The 19,046-nt window shown below is 42.6% G+C and carries 11 protein-coding genes; all 11 read left to right on the top strand.

What is annotated here, in order from left to right:
* Positions 1–253: 253 nt before the first annotated feature.
* The 11 genes from C1A09_RS00110 (at position 254) to C1A09_RS00060 (ending at position 19,033) form a co-directional block, all read left to right on the top strand.
* Positions 254–901: a DUF6563 family protein gene (locus C1A09_RS00110; RefSeq protein ID WP_101541748.1), complete on the top strand. Its 648-nt coding sequence runs from the start codon at positions 254–256 to the stop codon at positions 899–901.
* A 156-nt stretch (positions 902–1,057) separates the two neighbouring features.
* Positions 1,058–3,046 (top strand): urocanate hydratase, encoded by a 1,989-nt coding sequence (gene hutU, locus C1A09_RS00105; protein ID WP_101541747.1) that lies wholly within the window; start codon positions 1,058–1,060, stop codon positions 3,044–3,046.
* Positions 3,047–3,096: 50 nt separating this feature from the next.
* Positions 3,097–3,996: a glutamate formimidoyltransferase gene (gene ftcD / locus C1A09_RS00100; RefSeq protein WP_101541746.1), complete on the top strand. Its 900-nt coding sequence runs from the start codon at positions 3,097–3,099 to the stop codon at positions 3,994–3,996.
* Positions 3,997–4,018: 22 nt separating this feature from the next.
* Positions 4,019–5,272 (top strand): imidazolonepropionase, encoded by a 1,254-nt coding sequence (hutI, locus tag C1A09_RS00095; RefSeq protein ID WP_101541745.1) that lies wholly within the window; start codon positions 4,019–4,021, stop codon positions 5,270–5,272.
* Between the two features lie 125 nt (positions 5,273–5,397).
* On the top strand, positions 5,398–6,027 hold the full coding sequence (locus tag C1A09_RS00090) for a cyclodeaminase/cyclohydrolase family protein (protein WP_101541744.1): 630 nt from the start codon (positions 5,398–5,400) through the stop codon (positions 6,025–6,027).
* Positions 6,024–7,520 (top strand): histidine ammonia-lyase, encoded by a 1,497-nt coding sequence (gene hutH / locus C1A09_RS00085; RefSeq protein WP_101541743.1) that lies wholly within the window; start codon positions 6,024–6,026, stop codon positions 7,518–7,520. The genes C1A09_RS00090 and hutH overlap by 4 nt, the downstream gene beginning before the upstream one ends.
* A 621-nt stretch (positions 7,521–8,141) precedes the next feature.
* Entirely contained in the window at positions 8,142–11,309 is a 3,168-nt protein-coding gene (locus tag C1A09_RS00080; RefSeq protein ID WP_101541742.1) for a SusC/RagA family TonB-linked outer membrane protein, read from the top strand.
* Between the two features lie 12 nt (positions 11,310–11,321).
* A complete protein-coding gene (locus tag C1A09_RS00075) occupies positions 11,322–13,286 on the top strand; it encodes a RagB/SusD family nutrient uptake outer membrane protein (protein WP_101542395.1) in 1,965 nt (654 codons plus the stop codon).
* 30 nt (positions 13,287–13,316) lie between these two features.
* Positions 13,317–16,139 carry a SusC/RagA family TonB-linked outer membrane protein gene (locus C1A09_RS00070; protein WP_101541741.1) on the top strand — a complete coding sequence of 941 codons (2,823 nt, stop codon included), beginning with the start codon at positions 13,317–13,319 and terminating at the stop codon, positions 16,137–16,139.
* A gap of 24 nt (positions 16,140–16,163) precedes the next feature.
* On the top strand, positions 16,164–17,957 hold the full coding sequence (locus C1A09_RS00065; protein WP_101541740.1) for a RagB/SusD family nutrient uptake outer membrane protein: 1,794 nt from the start codon (positions 16,164–16,166) through the stop codon (positions 17,955–17,957).
* 32 nt (positions 17,958–17,989) lie between these two features.
* Positions 17,990–19,033 carry a DUF5627 domain-containing protein gene (locus C1A09_RS00060; protein WP_101542394.1) on the top strand — a complete coding sequence of 348 codons (1,044 nt, stop codon included), beginning with the start codon at positions 17,990–17,992 and terminating at the stop codon, positions 19,031–19,033.
* Positions 19,034–19,046 lie beyond the last annotated feature (13 nt).

The raw sequence follows: 19,046 nt of genomic DNA, 5'->3' as shown, positions 1-19,046 counted from the left end.
CTCGGCACGCGAGATACACATCCCGGCATGCGAGATATAACTTATTCACAAGTTGGACACTTTTTCTTCCCCAATAGAAATTGTTTCGTTCTCTGACTGTGTCTTCCTCTTGCCTTATATCTTCCACTCTCGTCCGCAACAATATTTTTTCACCCTGTATTGATAGATTTTTTTCCTGTATACTTGCCGAATAACAATAAATAATGTACCTTTCGCTCAATAAAGTAAAGTTTCAAAAAGAAAGGATAGCGATATGAAAAGGCGTTGGTTGTTCGTGATTTTTGCATTATTGGCTTTGCCATGTGCGGCACAGCAGATAATGTATGCCAACTTGAAAGAACTGGTAGAAGACTGCGGTGACACAGTGTCCATTCTGAAGGTAGAGAAGCGCGCCAAAAATCAGATTTATTTGATGGGTGGTGCTGATTATCGCATTACGGCAGATGAGAATTCCGGGCTCTGCCGGTATCTGAAATCCCGTTGTTATGCCGTTCGGATAGACACGGCACTGTATGTCAATTGTCGTAAGATGCGTTATAAGCGTTTCCGTTTCGGACATTGGTATGCTCCTGCCATGTGGGTGGGCGATAAGATCTATTTTTGTGCACAACCTGTGGGACAGGTTGCAACAAGTACCGCCACGCCACCTGATGCCGCGAAGCTCGGTGGAGACGTGGGAAATGCCATCAATGCTTCCGGACTGGTTCATGCACGTGTTTATTATGAACTTAACCCCGAAACCGGACGTGCTGAGTTTGTAGGAAGAGACAAGATGATGAAATTGCTGGACGATACTCCTGCTTTGCAGCAAGCATTTTCAAAAGAAACCAGTGAATCGGCGGAGGTCATCGGAAAGTATTTGCGACAATTAACAGCCAAGTCCACCCATTCCGGTAAATGAATGACGTTATGGTCATCCGGATGTGTTAGGAATGAGTTTTGACTAAATGATAAATAATCCCGGTATTCTATTGCGAATATCGGGATTTATTTTTATATTGCGGCAGATACAGGCTATCGCATGTTGACAAATTGTAACCGTTTATACCGATATACTATGGAGATTACTTTGAGTAAGACTTTGCCCGCTTACCCTACTTTTATAGAAGGTATCCGCCGGGCGCCCGACCGTGGTTACACCCTGACCCCAGCGCAAACTGCTACAGCGTTGAAGAATGCCCTGCGTTATGTTCCTAAAGAACTGCATGAAACCCTTGCTCCCGAGTTCATGGAAGAACTTCGTACGCGTGGACGGATTTACGCTTATCGTTATCGTCCGCAAGGCGACCTTAAAGCGAAACCGATTGATGAATATGAGGGAAAATGCATTGAGGGAAGAGCCTTTCAAGTGATGATAGACAATAATTTGTGTTTCGACGTAGCCCTTTATCCGTACGAGCTGGTGACGTACGGTGAGACGGGACAGGTTTGCCAGAACTGGATGCAATACCGTCTTATCAAGCAATATCTTGAAGTCTTGACACAGGAACAGACATTGGTCATTGAAAGCGGACATCCGTTGGGGTTGTTCAAGTCCAAGCCCGAAGCACCACGTGTCATTATAACCAATGCGCTGATGGTAGGTCTTTACGACAACCAGCAAGACTGGCATACCGCCATGCAGATGGGTGTTGCCAATTATGGACAAATGACTGCTGGGGGATGGATGTATATCGGTCCGCAAGGTATCGTTCATGGTACGTTCAATACCCTTCTCAATGCCGGAAGACTGAAACTGGGTATCCCGCAGGATGGAGATTTGCGCGGGCGTCTTTTTGTATCCTCCGGTTTGGGGGGCATGAGTGGTGCACAACCCAAGGCTGCGGAAATGGCGGGAGCTGCCGCCATCATTGCAGAGGTAGATGTTTCGCGTATTGAAACCCGTCGTCGGCAGGGATGGGTGGGACATGTTACAGGGGCGCTTTCAGAAGCTTTTTTACTGGCGCAGAATGCTATGAGTGACCGTCGGCCGATTTCTATCGCCTATCATGGTAATGTGGTGGATTTACTGGAATATGCTGTCGGTAAGAATATATCCATCGATTTACTGTCCGACCAAACTTCTTGCCATGCGGTATACGATGGCGGTTATTGCCCTGTGGGGGTGACATTTGAACAACGTACACAGATGCTGCACGAAAATCCGGTAGAGTTTCGTGGTAAAGTGGATGTTACGCTGAAGCGCCATTTTCTTGCGATAAAAGCATTGGTAGATCGTGGTACCTATTTCTTTGACTACGGAAACTCTTTCATGAAAGCTGTTTACGATGCAGGTGTATCGGAGATTGCGCGTGAAGGTAATGATAAGGACGGATTTATTTTTCCCAGCTATGTGGAGGATATCATGGGACCGGAACTTTTTGATTACGGTTACGGGCCTTTCCGTTGGGTGTGTCTCAGCGGTAAACACGAAGATTTGGTGAAGACTGACCATGCGGCTATGGAATGTATCGATCGGGCACGTCGCGGACAAGATTTGGATAATTATAATTGGATTAGGGATGCGGAGAAAAACAACCTTGTAGTAGGTACACAAGCGCGTATCTTATATCAGGATGCTGAAGGACGCATGCGGATAGCGTTGCGTTTCAATGAAATGGTGCGTAACGGAGAGGTCGGCCCGATTATGCTGGGACGAGACCATCATGATGTCAGCGGTACGGATTCTCCGTTCCGGGAGACTTCCAATATCAAAGATGGCAGTAATGTGATGGCTGATATGGCGGTACAGTGCTTTGCCGGAAACTGTGCACGTGGCATGAGCCTGGTTGCATTGCACAATGGCGGTGGGGTCGGCGTCGGAAAAGCTATCAATGGCGGTTTTGGTATGGTGTGTGACGGTTCGGAACGGGTGGATGAGATACTCCGTTCGGCTATGATTTGGGATGTGATGGGCGGTGTGGCACGTCGTTCCTGGGCACGGAACGAACATGCCATGGAGACAAGTGAGGAATTTAACCGTACACATGCAAATGGGTATCATATTACGATGCCATATGTGGCGGATGAGGAACTGATAAAGAAATGCATAACCCAAAGGTCGTAAGGTGTTGATGTGGCAGGGTGATAGTGTAATCTAACAAAAATATAACAATCATGAATAAAATCGTAGAATGTGTCCCCAATTTCAGCGAAGGGCGCAATTTGCAGAAAATCGACCGGATAGTGGCTCCTTTCAGGGGCAGGCAAGGGGTAAAACTATTGGATTATAGTAACGACGAAGACCATAACCGATTAGTTGTCACTGTGGTAGGCGAGCCTGAACCGCTTCGGGATGCCGTACTCGAGGCTATCGGCGTAGCAGTGCGCTTTATCGACCTGAATGTACATCAGGGACAGCATCCCCGGATGGGGGCGGTAGATGTGGTTCCATTTATACCCATCAAGAATACGACGATGGAAGAAGCTATTGCACTTTCCAAAGAAGTGGGAGAGGAAGTGGCGAAACGATATAATCTTCCTGTTTTTCTTTATGAGAGATCTGCGTCGGCGTCTCATCGGGAGAATCTTGCGGCTGTCCGTAAGGGAGAGTTTGAGGGAATGGCAGAAAAGATTAAACTACCCGAATGGAAACCTGACTTCGGACCGGCCGAAAGACATCCCACCGCTGGAACAGTAGCTATCGGTGCACGTATGCCGCTGGTGGCATATAACATTAATCTCAACACTCCGAGCCTGGAGATTGCGCATGATATTGCCAAGAAAATCCGATATATTGGTGGCGGACTCCGCTACTGCAAGGCAATGGGAGTGGAACTGAAAGACAGGGGTATCACCCAAGTATCTATTAACATGACCGACTATACCCGTACTGCTCTTTACCGTGCTTTTGAAATGGTACGTATTGAAGCCCGTCGTTACGGTGTCAGCATTGTAGGTAGCGAAATTATCGGGCTTGTTCCGATGGAGGCATTGATCGATACGGCATCCTATTACCTCGGATTGGAAAACTTTTCGATGCAGCAGGTATTGGAAGCAAGGATTATGGAAGAATAGACGAACTGCAAAATACGTATAAATGAAAGAAAACCTGATAATATTCAATACCCGTGTTGTAACGCCTATCGGTTTTTCGGCCCGGAGGGGAACAGAAATGTCGGAATTGCTGATACAGGACAATGCTACGGTAGAGGTAACCGACGGTATCATTACATACGTCGGGCCCAATAGAGGAGAGAAACGCGATGGTTATTACCGGCGCTACTGGCATTACAACGCCCGTGGCAAATGTTTATTGCCGGGTTTTGTCGATTCGCATACACATTTTGTATTTGGCGGTGAACGTGCCGAGGAATTTTCATGGCGCCTGAAAGGTGAGAGTTATATGTCGATTATGGAACGGGGTGGCGGTATTGTGAGTACGGTGAAAGCTACTCGTGACAGTAATTTCATCCAGTTGCGTGGAAAGGCGGAAGGTTTTATTAAACAGATGTCTGCAATGGGGATTACTACCGTAGAAGGTAAAAGCGGGTACGGACTGGATAGGGAAACGGAACTTCTGCAACTCCGTGTGATGCGTAGTTTGAATAACGATGAGCACAAACGGATAGATATCGTTTCTACTTTTCTTGGGGCACATGCCGTGCCCCAAGAATATAGTGGACGGACTGACGAGTATCTCGATTTCATTATTCGTGAGGTGATGCCTGGTGTCGTTCAAAATAATTTGGCGGAATTTTGCGACGTCTTCTGCGAACAAGGTGTATTTTCCATCGGGCAGTCCCGTCGTCTTCTGCTTGCCGCTCGTGAGATGGGATTGAAATTGAAACTTCATGCTGATGAAATCGTTCCCTTGGGAGGTGCCGGATTGGCTGCTGAACTTTCCGCTGTCTCTGCCGACCATCTGTTGCACGTTTCCGACGGTGATATCCGTGCAATGGCAGACAAGGGGGTTGTGGCAACTTTACTTCCTCTGACTGCTTTCGCACTAAAAGAATCATATGCCCGTGCACGGGAGATGATTGATGCAGGATGTGCTGTGGCACTTGCTACTGATTTAAATCCGGGCAGTTGTTTCTCCGGTTCCATTCCGTTGACTTTTGCGTTGGCATGTATCTATATGAAGATGAGTATTGAAGAAGCTATTACTGCTCTTACCCTGAACGGTGCTGCTGCTTTAAGCCGTGCTGATAGTATCGGTAGTATTGAAGTAGGGAAGAAAGGTGATTTTGTAGTGCTGAATACGGATAATTATCATTTCCTGCCTTATTACGTTGGTATGAATTGTGTAAGTACAACGATAAAGGAAGGGGTACTTTATACAACATCGTGATATTATTTCTCAATCCTTTGAAAGAGAAGGGGGGTAATTGGGTGTTTTGATAGGATATCAGAAAGTATAAACAAAAGTATCTTCATTTTTCTTTTGGGGAGATGAGGAAGTAAATTTGAAAGCATATGTTAGTAGATTTAACTGTAAAAGATTTCTTGGATAAAGTAGCGGGTAGTGACCCTGTTCCAGGTGGTGGAAGTGTCGCTGCATTGAATGGTGCTATTGCTTCTGCCTTGGCAGCGATGGTCGCAAGTCTTACTATTGGAAAGAAAGGTTATGAAACTCATGAAGAACTGATGCGGCATATCTTCGATATTGCAGTACAGTCAAAAAATGTATTTGTAGAAGATATCGACCGGGATTCTGAAGCGTACGACAGTGTATTTGCCTGCTTCAAGATGCCTAAAGCCAGTGATGAGGAAAAGGCAGCCCGCAGTACTGCTATCCAGGAAGCTACCAAGTTTGCCGCTCTTATACCTATGCAGGTAGCCCGGAATGCCTATGAGCTGATGAATATCATTATGGATGTAGCTCGTTTGGGAAATAGGAATGCTGTGACAGATGCTTGTGTAGCCATGATGGCTGCCCGTTCTGCTGTGCTTGGTGCATTGATGAATGTACGCATCAATCTTGCTTCACTGAAGGATAAGGAGTTTGTGTCCAAGTTGCAAAACGAAGCTGATGCTCTGGAACAACATGCCTGTGAGAAAGAAAAAGAATTGTTGGACGAAATCAATCTGGAACTCAAAGTATGAACAATGTCTACTATGTAGGTTCGGGCGAACTTACCTTCGACCTTATCGAACGTATTATCAACGAAAACCTGAAGCTGGAGTTGGCTCCCGAAGCTAAACTGCGCATACAGAAATGCCGTGATTATCTGGATAAGAAAATTGCTTCCTCAAAAGAACCGCTTTATGGGATTACTACTGGTTTCGGATCTTTATGCAGTAAAAGTATTTCATCGGATGAACTGGGCACTTTACAGGAAAATCTAATCAAAAGCCATGCTTGCAGTGTGGGTGAGGAAATTCGTCCCGTCATTATTAAATTGATGATGTTGCTCAAGGCGCATGCCCTTTCGTTGGGACATAGCGGTGTACAGGTTATTACGGTGCAACGTATCCTCGACTTTTTTAATAACGATGTGATGCCTATCGTTTATGACCGTGGTTCACTGGGAGCCTCGGGCGATCTTGCTCCCCTTGCCAATCTTTTTCTTCCTCTTATCGGTGTAGGTGATGTGTATTATAAAGGGAAGAAACGCGAAGCTATCAGTGTACTGGATGAATTCGGTTGGGAACCTGTCAAATTGATGAGTAAAGAGGGACTTGCCTTGCTGAACGGCACACAGTTTATGAGTGCCAATGGTGTGTTTGCTATCCTTAAAGCTTTTCGCCTTTCTAAGAAGGCCGACTTGATAGCTGCTCTTTCTTTGGAAGCTTTTGATGGGCGTATTGACCCTTTTATGGATTGTATCCAGCAGATACGCCCCCATAAAGGACAGATTGAAACAGGAGATAATTTTCGTAAACTGTTGGTAGACAGTGAGATTATAACGCGTTCTGGCAAGCATGTACAAGACCCGTATTCTTTCCGCTGCATTCCTCAAGTACATGGCGCAACGAAAGATGCAATCCGTTATGTTTCTTCTGTTTTACTTACAGAGATTAATTCAGTGACGGATAATCCTACTATTTTTCCCGAAGAAGACCGTATTATTTCCGGTGGGAACTTTCATGGACAACCGCTCGCTATTTCGTATGATTTTTTGGGAATTGCGCTTGCTGAACTGGGTAATATCTCTGAGCGTCGGATTGCACAGCTCATTATGGGGTTGCGCGGTTTACCCGAGTTTCTGGTTGCCAATCCTGGTCTAAATTCGGGTTTTATGATTCCACAGTATGCTGCCGCGTCAATGGTGAGCCAGAATAAAATGTATTGTTATGCTGCTAGCAGTGACTCTATCGTTTCCAGTAACGGACAGGAAGACCATGTCAGCATGGGAGCTAATGCTGCCACAAAACTTTATCGTATCATGGACAATTTGGAACATATTCTTGCCATTGAGTTGATGAATGCAGCGCAGGGTATTGATTTTCGCCGTCCACTGAAGACTTCTCCGGTATTAGAACGTTTTTTGTACGAATATCGTAAGGAAGTACCGTTTGTGAAAGATGATATTGTGATGTATAAAGAAATCCATAAAACCGTAGCTTTTCTTAACCGAACGAAATTCGACTATTAATATTTTACTTGATAGAATAGACAAGGCACGAATTCATCCTTATAAGTAAAGGTATGAATTCGTGTCTTTTTAGTTTTTTCCAAAGAATACTTAGGAGAATACTGCATGAAACTATGTTAAAGTCCTGTTATCCTTTATCAATAAATAACCTTTGCAGCACTTCTGTTTTGTTCATTTATAAACTAAAAAATGTGGCTCTTCCTGAAAAACACTTAAACTTCTGATGATATATAATGACTTTGTGATAATTTATTGTTTATCAGCGTGATATAATTTTAATGTGAAACTCTTGATGTAGTCCTAAATGGAAGTTGAGAAAGTTTTGATGTAGTTTTATAATACTTATTATATTATAATAAGCATATATTTGCATATTCAAATGCATAAAAAATAGTTAAATCTATGCATTGTGAAGATGAATTTTTATTAAACATAAATTAACCGACATGAAAAACACCCTCTTACCTCCCCATCCCTCGTAGCTTTCTATTTAGGGAATATACATTCGTATATAATGATTTACTCTGATTATAACTCATTGAAGAAATGAGGAACATATAACAATTGAGTAAACAAAAACATTCAAAATAAAATGCAACATTTTAATTTAAAAGAAAGATAATGAAAGATGTGAAACAAGAATTGCGAAAAATCCCTTACCTGTTTCTGTTAATGTTATTTTCGTGCCTGAATTTGCAGGCGCAAGGATTACAGGTCCGGGGAGTGGTTGTCGATTCCAATGGAGAGAGTATTATTGGTGCTTCTGTCGTATTGAAAGGCAACAATTCTGTAGGTACCATTTCTGATATCGACGGTAATTTTGTCTTAACTGTCCCTAAAGAAAATTCTGTTTTGGTGGTATCGTTCATCGGCATGAAGTCGAAAGAAATTAAAGCGAACTCTAAAGGTATTATTCGTATTGTACTGGAAGATGACTCCCAACAACTGGAAGAAGTGGTAGTAGTGGGTTATGGTCAGCAAAAGAAAGCTAGTGTGGTAGGAGCTATTACTCAGACCACAGGTAAGGTACTGGAGCGTGCAGCCGGTATCACAGATATAGGCTCGGCTTTGACCGGTAATCTGCCGGGTGTTATCACAGCACAAGACAACGGTATGCCGGGTGATGAAGAGCCTAAAATTACAATCCGCGGTGCCAGCTCTTGGAACAGCAGTGATCCACTGGTGTTGGTAGATGGTGTGGAACGTCCTATGAGCAGTGTAGATATGGCTTCTGTAGAAACATTGTCTGTACTGAAGGATGCTTCTGCTACAGCTGTTTACGGAGTGAAAGGTGCTAATGGCGTTATCTTGATTACCACTAAGCGTGGAGCGGAAGGTAAAGCAAAAATCAATGTATCTGCTAATGCGGTACTTAAAACACCTTCTCGTATACCTAATAAATTGGACTCTTACGACGCTTATATGGCTCGTAATATGGTCATTGAACATGAATTGAATTTAAATCCTGACTCATGGAATGATATCCGTTCACAGGATTTTATTGATAATTTCCGTAATCAAACTACTGTGGAACAACGTGAACGGTATCCGAATGTTGATTGGAAGAATGCATTGTTCAAAGATTTTGCCATGTCTTACAATGCTAACATGAATATTAGTGGTGGTACTAAGTTCGTAAAATATTTTGCTTCCATTGACTATGTACATGAGGGTGACTTGTTCCGTGAGTTCGAAACAGGACGTGGTTATGATAACGGATATGGTTACAATCGTATCAATATGCGTAGTAATCTGGACTTCAACATCACTAAAACTACTCTTTTCAAGGTGAGTGTGGCAGGTTCCAGCGGTCAGAACGAGCGTCCTTTTTATTATAGTAGTGCTACCAGTGGTACAGCTACTAAACAGGCAGGTGCATGGGCAGGTGTATACCGTACACCCCCTGATATCTTTCTTCCACGTTACAGTGATGGTTCGTTGGGGTTCTATCCCTCTGACATCAATATGTACAACTCCATCGACTTGATTGCAACCGGTGGTGCAGCACAGCATACTACCACGCGTATTACTACCGATTTTGTGTTGGAACAGAAGTTGGATTTCATTACCAAGGGGCTGAAAATCAGAGGTATGATTGCTTGGGATAATACATTTGTAGAAAATGACCGTGGTATCGAAGAACCTCAATCCAACAATGGCTCGAATCAACGTCGTAAATATATTGATCCTGATACAGGACTTGTAACTTATCAGTTCCCGTTCGACAGTAATAATCAATTTGATATGTATCCTATTCTGGACTGGGAAACCAAAGGTGGTACAGTGGCTAATGGCTCTACTCAACGTAATTTGAACTATCAGTTACAGTTGAACTGGGCACGTGATTTCAACAAACACAGTGTTACGGCAATGGGGTTGTTCAGTCGTCAGGAAACTGCCAAAGGTAGTGAAATCCCTCACTATCGTGAAGACTGGGCTTTCCGTACAACTTATGATTGGGCCGGCCGTTATTTTGTAGAATACAACGGTGCTTACAATGGTTCGGAGAAATTTAGCAAGGATAACCGTTTTGCTTTCTTTAATTCGGGTGCCATTGGCTGGATGATTAGTGAAGAACCGTTCATGGCTTTCTTACGTGACAAGAAAATCTTGGATATGATGAAAATCAGGGCTTCTTATGGTGAAATAGGTGACGATAACGTGAGTGGTCGCTGGCTTTTTCAGGATCAGTGGGCTTATAATAAAAGTTGGCAGACCTATATGGATCCTTCAAAACGTGGTGGAAAGAGTCCTTATAGTTGGTATAGGGAGAGTGTCGTAGGAAACGAAGATGTACACTGGGAAAAGGTGAAGAAATTGAACTTCGGTATCGACTATGCCTTGTTCGAAGGCTTGTTTGCCGGTAGTGTGGAAGTATTCCGTGACAAACGGTCAGATATTCTTATCGGGGGTAGTAGCCGTTCGGTTCCTTCATATTACGGACAAAAACCTGCTACTGTCAATAAGGGTAAAGTGAATACCCGTGGTTATGAGCTTGAACTACGTTTCAATAAAAAATTCAAGAATGAAATGCGTGTGTGGGCTAACCTAAGCATGACTCATTCGGAAAATGAAGTGATTGTGAAGGATGATAAACCGCTCTTGCCAAGTTATCGTAAAGATGCCGGTTTCTCCATGGGACAAGGACGTTATTACATTGATAAAGGTTTTATCGGTTCGTATGATGAATTGTATGGTAGCCCTAAGCATGAGGCGAATAACGACAGCCGTATTCCCGGTGATTATTATATTGTGGACTTTGATGGAAATGGTATAATTGACCAGGACGACCAGGCTCCTTACGGTTATTCCGGTACTCCACAAAATACTTATAATGCAACTGTGGGCTTTGAATGGAAAGGTTTTAGCTGTTTTGCCCAGTTCTACGGTGTGACTAATGTAAACCGTACTGTAAGTCTTGATTGCTTTACCAACCGTTATAATGTAGTGTTTGATACTGGTAGTTGGTGGTCAGAAACGGGGGATGCAGCTGATTTTGTTACTCCTCGTTGGCTTTCTTCAAAAGTAGCGGCTTATAATGGTACGCAATATGTATACGATGCATCTTTTATCCGTTTGAAGAATGTGGAAGTTTCATATACTTTTAAAAATACTTTGACACGTCAATTGGGTATTTCCGGTCTACGGGTTTTCATAAGTGGAAATAACTTGTGGATGTGGTCGCGTATGCCGGATGACCGTGAAGGTAACTTCTCTGGTGCTGGTGCCAACTATGGAGCTTATCCTATTATGAAGCGTGTGAATTTGGGTGTAAAATTCTCATTATAAACAATGATTGCTATGAATGTTAAAAAAATATTAGATAATTCGTTATGTGGCTTACTACTTGTCTGCTCATCGGTTTCCTTTGGTGGATGTACCGATTATCTGGACAGGGAAGTAGATGCCATTGTGTCGAGTGATGATGCATTTAAGAATTTCTTCAACTTCCAAGGATATATAGAAGAAATGTACAATGCTATTCCCGACAAGCAAAAAGCCAATTCCGGGCCGAGTGAATATAACTTGGGCGATGATGAGATACAGAATGTGAGTTATGGAGAAGGTCGCCTTACCAACCAATTCGATTTGGGTAATTTCAAAGCTTGGTCAACAGATGGTAAAACTTGGCTTTGGAATTCGAAAGCAGATCCGACGAAACTCGATGGGCATAATAAATCTCGTATGCAAGCTTTGTGGCAGAATGCCTGGTATTGTATTCGTAAAGCTAATCTTGCTTTGGAGAATATGGATAAACTGGTTGATGCTACACAAGAGGAACGTAACCTGATAGAAGGACAGCTTTATTTTTTCCGCGCTTGGTGGCATGAGGAATTGATGCAGTGGGTAGGAGGACTACCTTATGTAGACAGAACTTTCTCTGCCAGTGAAGAGCTTACTATGCCTCGTCTCTCTTATCAAGAGTGTGCTGATCGTTGTGCCGAAGACTTTCGTCGGGCTGCCGACTTGTTGCCTATTGATTGGGATGATACAGAAGCGGGTAAAAACACTTTAGGCAAGAATGGCCTCCGTATCAATAAGATTGCCGCATTGGGCTATTTAGGTAAGGTATACCTTTGGGCTGCCAGTCCATTGATGGTACATGGCGCTCAGCTGGGTGGTTCAAAAACTTATGATTACGATAAGGAATATGCCAAGAAGGCTGCAGAGGCTTTTGGGGAGCTATTGGCGCTTGTGGAAGATGGAAAGACACAATATGCATTGGTTGAATTTAAATTCGATAATATTTATGATCATGCCAAATCGAAATCTGCTACCACTTGCTATACCGATCTCTTTTATACACTTCAGCAAGGCTGGAAACAACCTGGTTCTACTGAAGCTATTTTCAGAGGTGCGATGACAAGTAATAATACCAGCTTGTGGGGATTTGTTACACAATACGGGCCAAAGATGAATGGCTTGGGAGTAAGAGGTAATAACATTAAAATGGCTACAGCCAATTATATGAACTTTTATGGTATGGCAAATGGACTTCCATTGACTGACGACGCTTCCAAATTTGATCCTGAACATCCTTTCAAAGGACGTGATCCTCGTTTCTATCACGATGTGTTGTTTGATGGTGTTAAGTATTTGAATAAGGCACTTGAAAAGGGACATGCCGATTATGATTTCAGATATTGCACCCTCTCTTCTGGAGGTAAAATGAGAGATGTGGTAGAGGGAAGCCGTACCGGTTACTTTATCCATAAATTGGTACCGCATACTGCCAACAAGCATGACCTTGCTTATACGGATGCTCAGGCTTTCCAAAGTTATGTAGCTTATATGCGTCTGGCAGATATTTATCTGATGTATGCAGAGGCAGGTGCAGCTATCAGCGGCGCATCCTATAAATCCACGAATTTCAGTAAAACTGCCGAGGAAGCTATCAATGTACTGCGTGATCGTTGTGGAGCAGGCCATGTCGCAGCTACATATGTAGGTGATCAGCGTAAATTTATGGATGAGGTACGTCGTGAACGTGCTGTAGAACTGGCTTTTGAAGGTTTCCGCTTTAATGATTTACAACGTTGGCTGCTTCTCACGGAATATCCTTATAATGTGAAAACTTCGCAGGAGTTCGACCGTGTGGAGACTGACACTTATTATGAGAAAAATGACCCCGCAAATGCACGTGTGGCAAACTGGGATGAGAAAACCATTTTGAAGCGGATTTATGGGACCAAGCACTATTGGCTTCCGTTGCCTGACAAAGATGTATATCTCTATCCTGAGTTTGGACAAAATCCGGGTTGGTAACAGGAAGATTAACAACTAAAACGATTTAAAATGAAACATATACAGAAAAAACTTCTTTTGCTTGCCTTGGCTTCGATGTCGGTTTGGACTTCTGCTTCTGCGCAAAGCGCGAAAGAATTGATGGATTCATTATCGATATCCGGCGAACAAACGCAGGTAGCTTACCGTAAGGTGGCTTCCAAAGATATGTTAGGTGGCGTGTCTACTGTGAATGTCGAGGAACTGATGAAGAAGAATTACTATACCAGCACCCTGAACAATATGCAGGGTTATGTGGGTGGTTGGAACGGTAGTCTGCTTTGGGGACTCGATGAATATTTGGCTCTAGTGGATGGTACACCCCGTAGCCTTGATACTGTGAAGCCTGACGAAATAGAGAGTATTACTTTCCTGAAAGGTGCACAAGCCGTAGTTCTTTATGGCAGTCGGGCAGCCAAAGGTGCTGTATTGGTAACCACTAAAAGAGGTAAAATTTCTCCTCTTACGATAGATGTCAGGGCAAATACCGGTTGGGAGGTAGCGAAAGCTTATCCTGAATATCTAGGTTCTGCTGAATACATGACACTTTATAATGAGGCACTCAAAAATGATGGTCTGGATCCGAAATACGGTGCAGATGAGATTTATTATTCGAGCACCGGTCGAAATCCTTATCGTTATCCTAATGTTGACTTTTATTCATCCGATTTTATTCAGAAAGCTTATAATCGTTCGGATGTTACTGCGGAAATTTCTGCCGGAAGTGATCGTGCCCGTTTCTATGCCAATATCAGTTACTATAATGTGGGTGATCAGATGAATTTTGGTCAGGGTAAGTATAATCGTAACGATCGTTTCAGCGTACGTGGTAATGTAGACGTGAATTTAAGCAAAACGGTGTCGGCGTATGTGAATTCCAATGTTTCTTTCTACAACTCAAAAGGTACAGTAGGTGGTAATTATTGGAGCTTGGCTTCTACATTCCGTCCCAACCGGGTGGCTCCTCTGATTCCGCTCAGCATGATTGATCCTAATGCTTCTGCTGTATGGGAACTACTGAAGACATCGAATAATATCATCGATGGCCAGTATTTTCTCGCGGGTACGCAAAATGATTTGACCAATGTGTTTGCCGATTATTATGCTGCCGGTAAGAGTAGTTCAACCAAGCGTAATCTACAGTTTGATGCAGGTGTCAACATTGATTTGGGCAAAGTATTGCAAGGACTTTCTTTCCATGCGCAGTACTCTATGGATTATGCCACATCATATACTACGAAGTATGATAACAAGTATGCTACATTTATCCCGGTTTGGGGGAATTTTAATGGGTACGATATGATTGTGGATCTGACAAAGAGCGATACCAATGATGAAAAAACCGGTAAGCAGAATATCAGTGGCAGTAATTCTGACCGTACAATTTCGATGAATGCGCATTTGGATTATAACCGTGTTTTCGGTAATGCTCATCAGTTGGATGCAATGTTGTTGGTAAGTGGTTTTCAACAGACGTTTGCCGGGGAATATCATCGAACGTGTAATGCAAATATTGGTCTGCAGGCATCATATAATTACAAGCATAAGTATTATGCCGAATTCAGTGGCTCGCTTATCCATTCTGCCAGATTGGCCGAAGGACATCGTAATGCTTTTTCTCCTTCGTTTACTTTGGGATGGAATTTGGCTGAAGAGGATTTTCTGAAAGGATCTGCATTCGATGAGTTGATGGTTAGTGCCAGTGGAAGTATCTTGAATACGGATATGGGAATTGATTATTACATGTATAAAGGTGGTTACGACATGGAAGGTTCCAGTTGGGGATGGTATGATGGTGGAAGCCTGAAGACATCCAGATCGTTGCGCGGTGCCAATGAAGATCTTACATTCTTGAAGCGTAAGGAACTTTCGGCTAACATTAGAGCCTCTTTGTGGAAAAAAATGATTACAGCGGATGCTTCTTTCTTTGTGAACTCCATGGAAGGCGCTATTATAAGTTCTGGTAATCTTTTTCCGAGCTATTTCGACTATTCGGATACACAGACTTTCTTGCCTTACATCAATTACAATAATGATCGCAGAATGGGATTTGACTTTTCGTTGAACTATAATACACGTTTTGGTGAAGTAGATTTCTCTGCTGGTATTAATGGTACTTATTACGCTACTAAAGCAACCAAGCGTGATGATAGTAACTACGAGAACGTTTATCAGTATCGTCAAGGTAAAGCTATTAGTTCTATTTGGGGATACGAGTGTCTGGGCTTTTTCAATAATGAGGCTGAAATAGCTGGTGCCCCCTCACAGACTGCATTGGGGGGTGGTATTCCCAAACCTGGTGATTTGAGATATAAAGACCAGAATGGTGATAATATTATTGATTCAAAAGACCAAGTGGCATTGGGACAATTTAATTCTCCTTTTACAATGGGTATCAATTTGACTGCCAAATACAGAAACTTTACTTTATTTGTGTTGGGAACAGGTAATATAGGTGGTCAGAACCTTAAGAAAAGTAGTTATTACTGGGTTTCAGGAGAAGATAAATACTCTAAGGTAGTACGTGGACGTTGGACAGAAGAAACAGCGGCAACAGCTACTTATCCTCGTCTGACTACAGGTAATGGTAATAACAATTTTACCAATTCTGATTTCTGGATGTATAAGAACAATCGTTTTGACCTTGCCAAGGTACAGCTTACATACGATTTCCCGACAAGTATGTTACGTGGAAAATTAGTGAACTCCCTTTCTGTGTACGTAAGTGGTGCCAATCTGCTAACTATCTCAAAGGAACGTGAGCATTTTGAAACCAATGTAGGTTCTGCACCTCAGACTCGTTTTTATAATCTGGGTGTGAAAGCGACTTTCTAAATTCAAAACAAAAGAAATAAAGATATGAAAAAAGTACTGATAAAACTTCTGTTTTGCATGCCGTTGCTCACTTCTTGCGAAGACATGTTTAAACCGGAATTGGAAAACATATACGATGAGGGATATATGCATCATCAACCCGCTTTTGCGCAGAGTATTTTGGGACAGTCTTATGCCTTATTACCCTATACCACAGCACCGCAAAGTGATTTGGCTACAGATGATGCTGTATCCAATGATATCAATAACAGTTATTTGAAGATGGCTACAGGAGGTTGGGCTTCCAACAATGACCCGTTATCACGGTGGAAAAAGCATTTTTATGCTATTCAAAATATCAACCTGGTATTGGAAAACTGTGATCAGATAACTTGGGCGGAGGACAAGTCTGCCAATACTATGTTTAATATGCACTTTAAAGGTGAATGCTATGCCATGCGTGCATTACACACTTTTTTCTTGCTTCAAACTCATGCGGGGCGTACTAACGATGGTCAGTTGCTGGGAATACCTTTACATTTGGAATCAGAGAATGCAGGTTCTGACTTTAATCGTCCTCGTGATACTTACCAAAAGTGTGTGGAACAAATTTTAGCTGATATCAACCGGGCTATTGAACTGCTTCCTTTAGATTTTGGTGATGTGTCTTCTGTGGAGGAAATTCCTGCAAAATATGTTCAAGCAGGAGCTACCGCTGAAAGTTACAATCGTGCTTTCGGCCGTCACATGAGAGGTAGAATAAGTAGCCGGATTGTTGAAGCTGTACGTGCTCAGTTGTTGTTGATGTCTGCCAGTCCAGCCTTTAGTGATGGTTCTGGTGTTACTTGGCAAGATGCTGCTGACAACGCGGCAATTGTATTAGACCGCATAGGAGGGGTTACCGGTATGGATTCCAAGGGCTGGACCTGGTATACCAATGTGGATGAAATTAGCAACCTTGCTGCCGGTGAAAATCCAAAGGAAATTCTTTGGCGGGGTAAAGTGGGCGATAACAATTCACGTGAGACGGATAATTATCCTCCTTCAATCTATGGTAAAGGACGTGTAAACCCTACCCAAAATTTGGTTAATGCATTCCCGATGGCAAACGGTTATCCTATTACTGATGTACAAGGACATTTTGATTCCAACCAACCTTATGAAAATCGTGATCCTAGACTGAAAACATACATTCTTGTGAATGGTGAGAAACAGGGTGTGAAAAATAATGTGATTATTACTGGAACTTATGGTACAAATTTGGATAGATTGAATGGCGAAAACGGAAAATCTACCCGTACAGGTTACTATCTGCGTAAACAATTGCGTTCTGATTTAGATCTTACGCCCAATAAAACAAGTACACAAAGACATTATACAGCCTACATCCGCTATACGGAGATATTTCTTGCCTATGCTGAGGCAGCTAATGAAGCTTGGGGACCTACCGGAAAAGGGACACATAGTTATTCTGCCTATGATGTGATAAAAGCTATTCGTACACGTGCGGGAGTAGGCGTTTATAATGGTGATCCTTATTTGGAAAGTGTAAAAGGCAATAAGGATAAGATGCGTGAGTTAATTCATAACGAGCGCCGGTTGGAACTTTGCTTTGAGAATTTCCGTTTCTGGGATTTGCGCCGTTGGAAAGTGAATCTTGATGAACTGAACGAGACTGCAACAGGTATGGAAATAAGGAAGGTCCCTGAAGACGGTTCTTTGCTTTATTTACCGCTTGATGTGGAAATTCGTAATTATAAGGATTATATGTATTACGGTCCTATTCCTTATAGCGAGACTCAAAAGTTTGGTAACTTACAACAAAATGCAGGTTGGTAATTCTATTCTTGAATTTAAAAATAATGAATGATATGAAACTATTCAAATTATTGTCGATATTATCTATTGGAGGATTGGCTGCAACACTTACGTCCTGTAAAAATGCGGATATTTCTTTTCCTGATTACGAAGGCGGGGTGTCAGTCTATTTCCCTTATCAATATCCGGTGCGTACCATTGTACTGGGCGAGGATACTTATGATACCACGCTCGATAACCTGCATAAATGCAAGATTTTTGCTACTATGGGTGGAGCCTACAATGGTCGTGACATAAAGTTAGAGATAGCGGTAGACAACACTTTGTGCGACAATCTTTATTTTGAGGATGGTTCGGAGGTAATGCCTATGCCGGAAGGACACTACTCGCTGGCAAGTAATAACATCTTTTTTAACGGAGGGTTTCAAGGTGGTGTGGAAGTACAGTTGAGTGATGCATTCTTTGCTGATCCGGCTGCGTTGAAAAATACTTATGTGATACCTCTCGTGATAAAAAAACAGACAGGGGCTGACCGTATCCTTTCCGGTAAACCTATTATTGAAGGTGATACCCCTCAGCGTCCTAATTCTGCATATTGGGATATAAAACCCATGGACTATGTACTTTATTGTGTGAAATATATCAATCCTTATCATGCTTACTATCTTCGTAGAGGTATAGATGTCGTTACAGAAAATGGGGTGACTACTACAGAAGTACGCCATAAACAAAGTGTGGAAGAAGATGAGATTTGTTCTACTACTACCAAAACTTTGAATTCTGTGATTTTCCCGTTAACCACTAAGTATACCGATGAGAATGGAACTCCAAAGAACCTGAAATGTGATTTGCTTCTTACTTTCAATGAAAAGGGAGAATGTACTATCACGTCTGATACGGAAGGTGTTACAGCCACTGGAACAGGAAAGTATTTAAAGAAATCGGAGATAAAGGCATGGGGGAATAAAGACCGTGACGGACTCTATATGGATTATCGGGTAGATTTTGGTGTAAAACAGCTTCAAACTAAAGATACTTTGGTATGGCAGAGACGGGGTGTGAAACCGGAAGAATTTACACCTAAATATGTAGAATGATTCAACAGTGAAA

Origin of the sequence: Bacteroides cutis (assembly GCF_900241005.1) — a bacterium.
Taxonomy (GTDB): Bacteria; Bacteroidota; Bacteroidia; order Bacteroidales; family Bacteroidaceae; genus Bacteroides; species Bacteroides cutis.
Note: the sequence above shows the minus strand (reverse complement) of the source record. Positions and strands in the feature narration are given on the sequence as shown.

What these genes read in the sequence shown, in the direction of transcription:
- C1A09_RS00110 (WP_101541748.1), top strand. Translation starts at nt 254, where the DNA reads ATGAAAAGGCGTTGGTTGTTCGTGATTTTTGCATTATTGGCTTTGCCA.
- hutU (WP_101541747.1), top strand. Translation starts at nt 1,058, where the DNA reads ATGGAGATTACTTTGAGTAAGACTTTGCCCGCTTACCCTACTTTTATA.
- ftcD (WP_101541746.1), top strand. Translation starts at nt 3,097, where the DNA reads ATGAATAAAATCGTAGAATGTGTCCCCAATTTCAGCGAAGGGCGCAAT.
- hutI (WP_101541745.1), top strand. Translation starts at nt 4,019, where the DNA reads ATGAAAGAAAACCTGATAATATTCAATACCCGTGTTGTAACGCCTATC.
- C1A09_RS00090 (WP_101541744.1), top strand. Translation starts at nt 5,398, where the DNA reads ATGTTAGTAGATTTAACTGTAAAAGATTTCTTGGATAAAGTAGCGGGT.
- hutH (WP_101541743.1), top strand. Translation starts at nt 6,024, where the DNA reads ATGAACAATGTCTACTATGTAGGTTCGGGCGAACTTACCTTCGACCTT.
- C1A09_RS00080 (WP_101541742.1), top strand. Translation starts at nt 8,142, where the DNA reads ATGAAAGATGTGAAACAAGAATTGCGAAAAATCCCTTACCTGTTTCTG.
- C1A09_RS00075 (WP_101542395.1), top strand. Translation starts at nt 11,322, where the DNA reads ATGAATGTTAAAAAAATATTAGATAATTCGTTATGTGGCTTACTACTT.
- C1A09_RS00070 (WP_101541741.1), top strand. Translation starts at nt 13,317, where the DNA reads ATGAAACATATACAGAAAAAACTTCTTTTGCTTGCCTTGGCTTCGATG.
- C1A09_RS00065 (WP_101541740.1), top strand. Translation starts at nt 16,164, where the DNA reads ATGAAAAAAGTACTGATAAAACTTCTGTTTTGCATGCCGTTGCTCACT.
- C1A09_RS00060 (WP_101542394.1), top strand. Translation starts at nt 17,990, where the DNA reads ATGAAACTATTCAAATTATTGTCGATATTATCTATTGGAGGATTGGCT.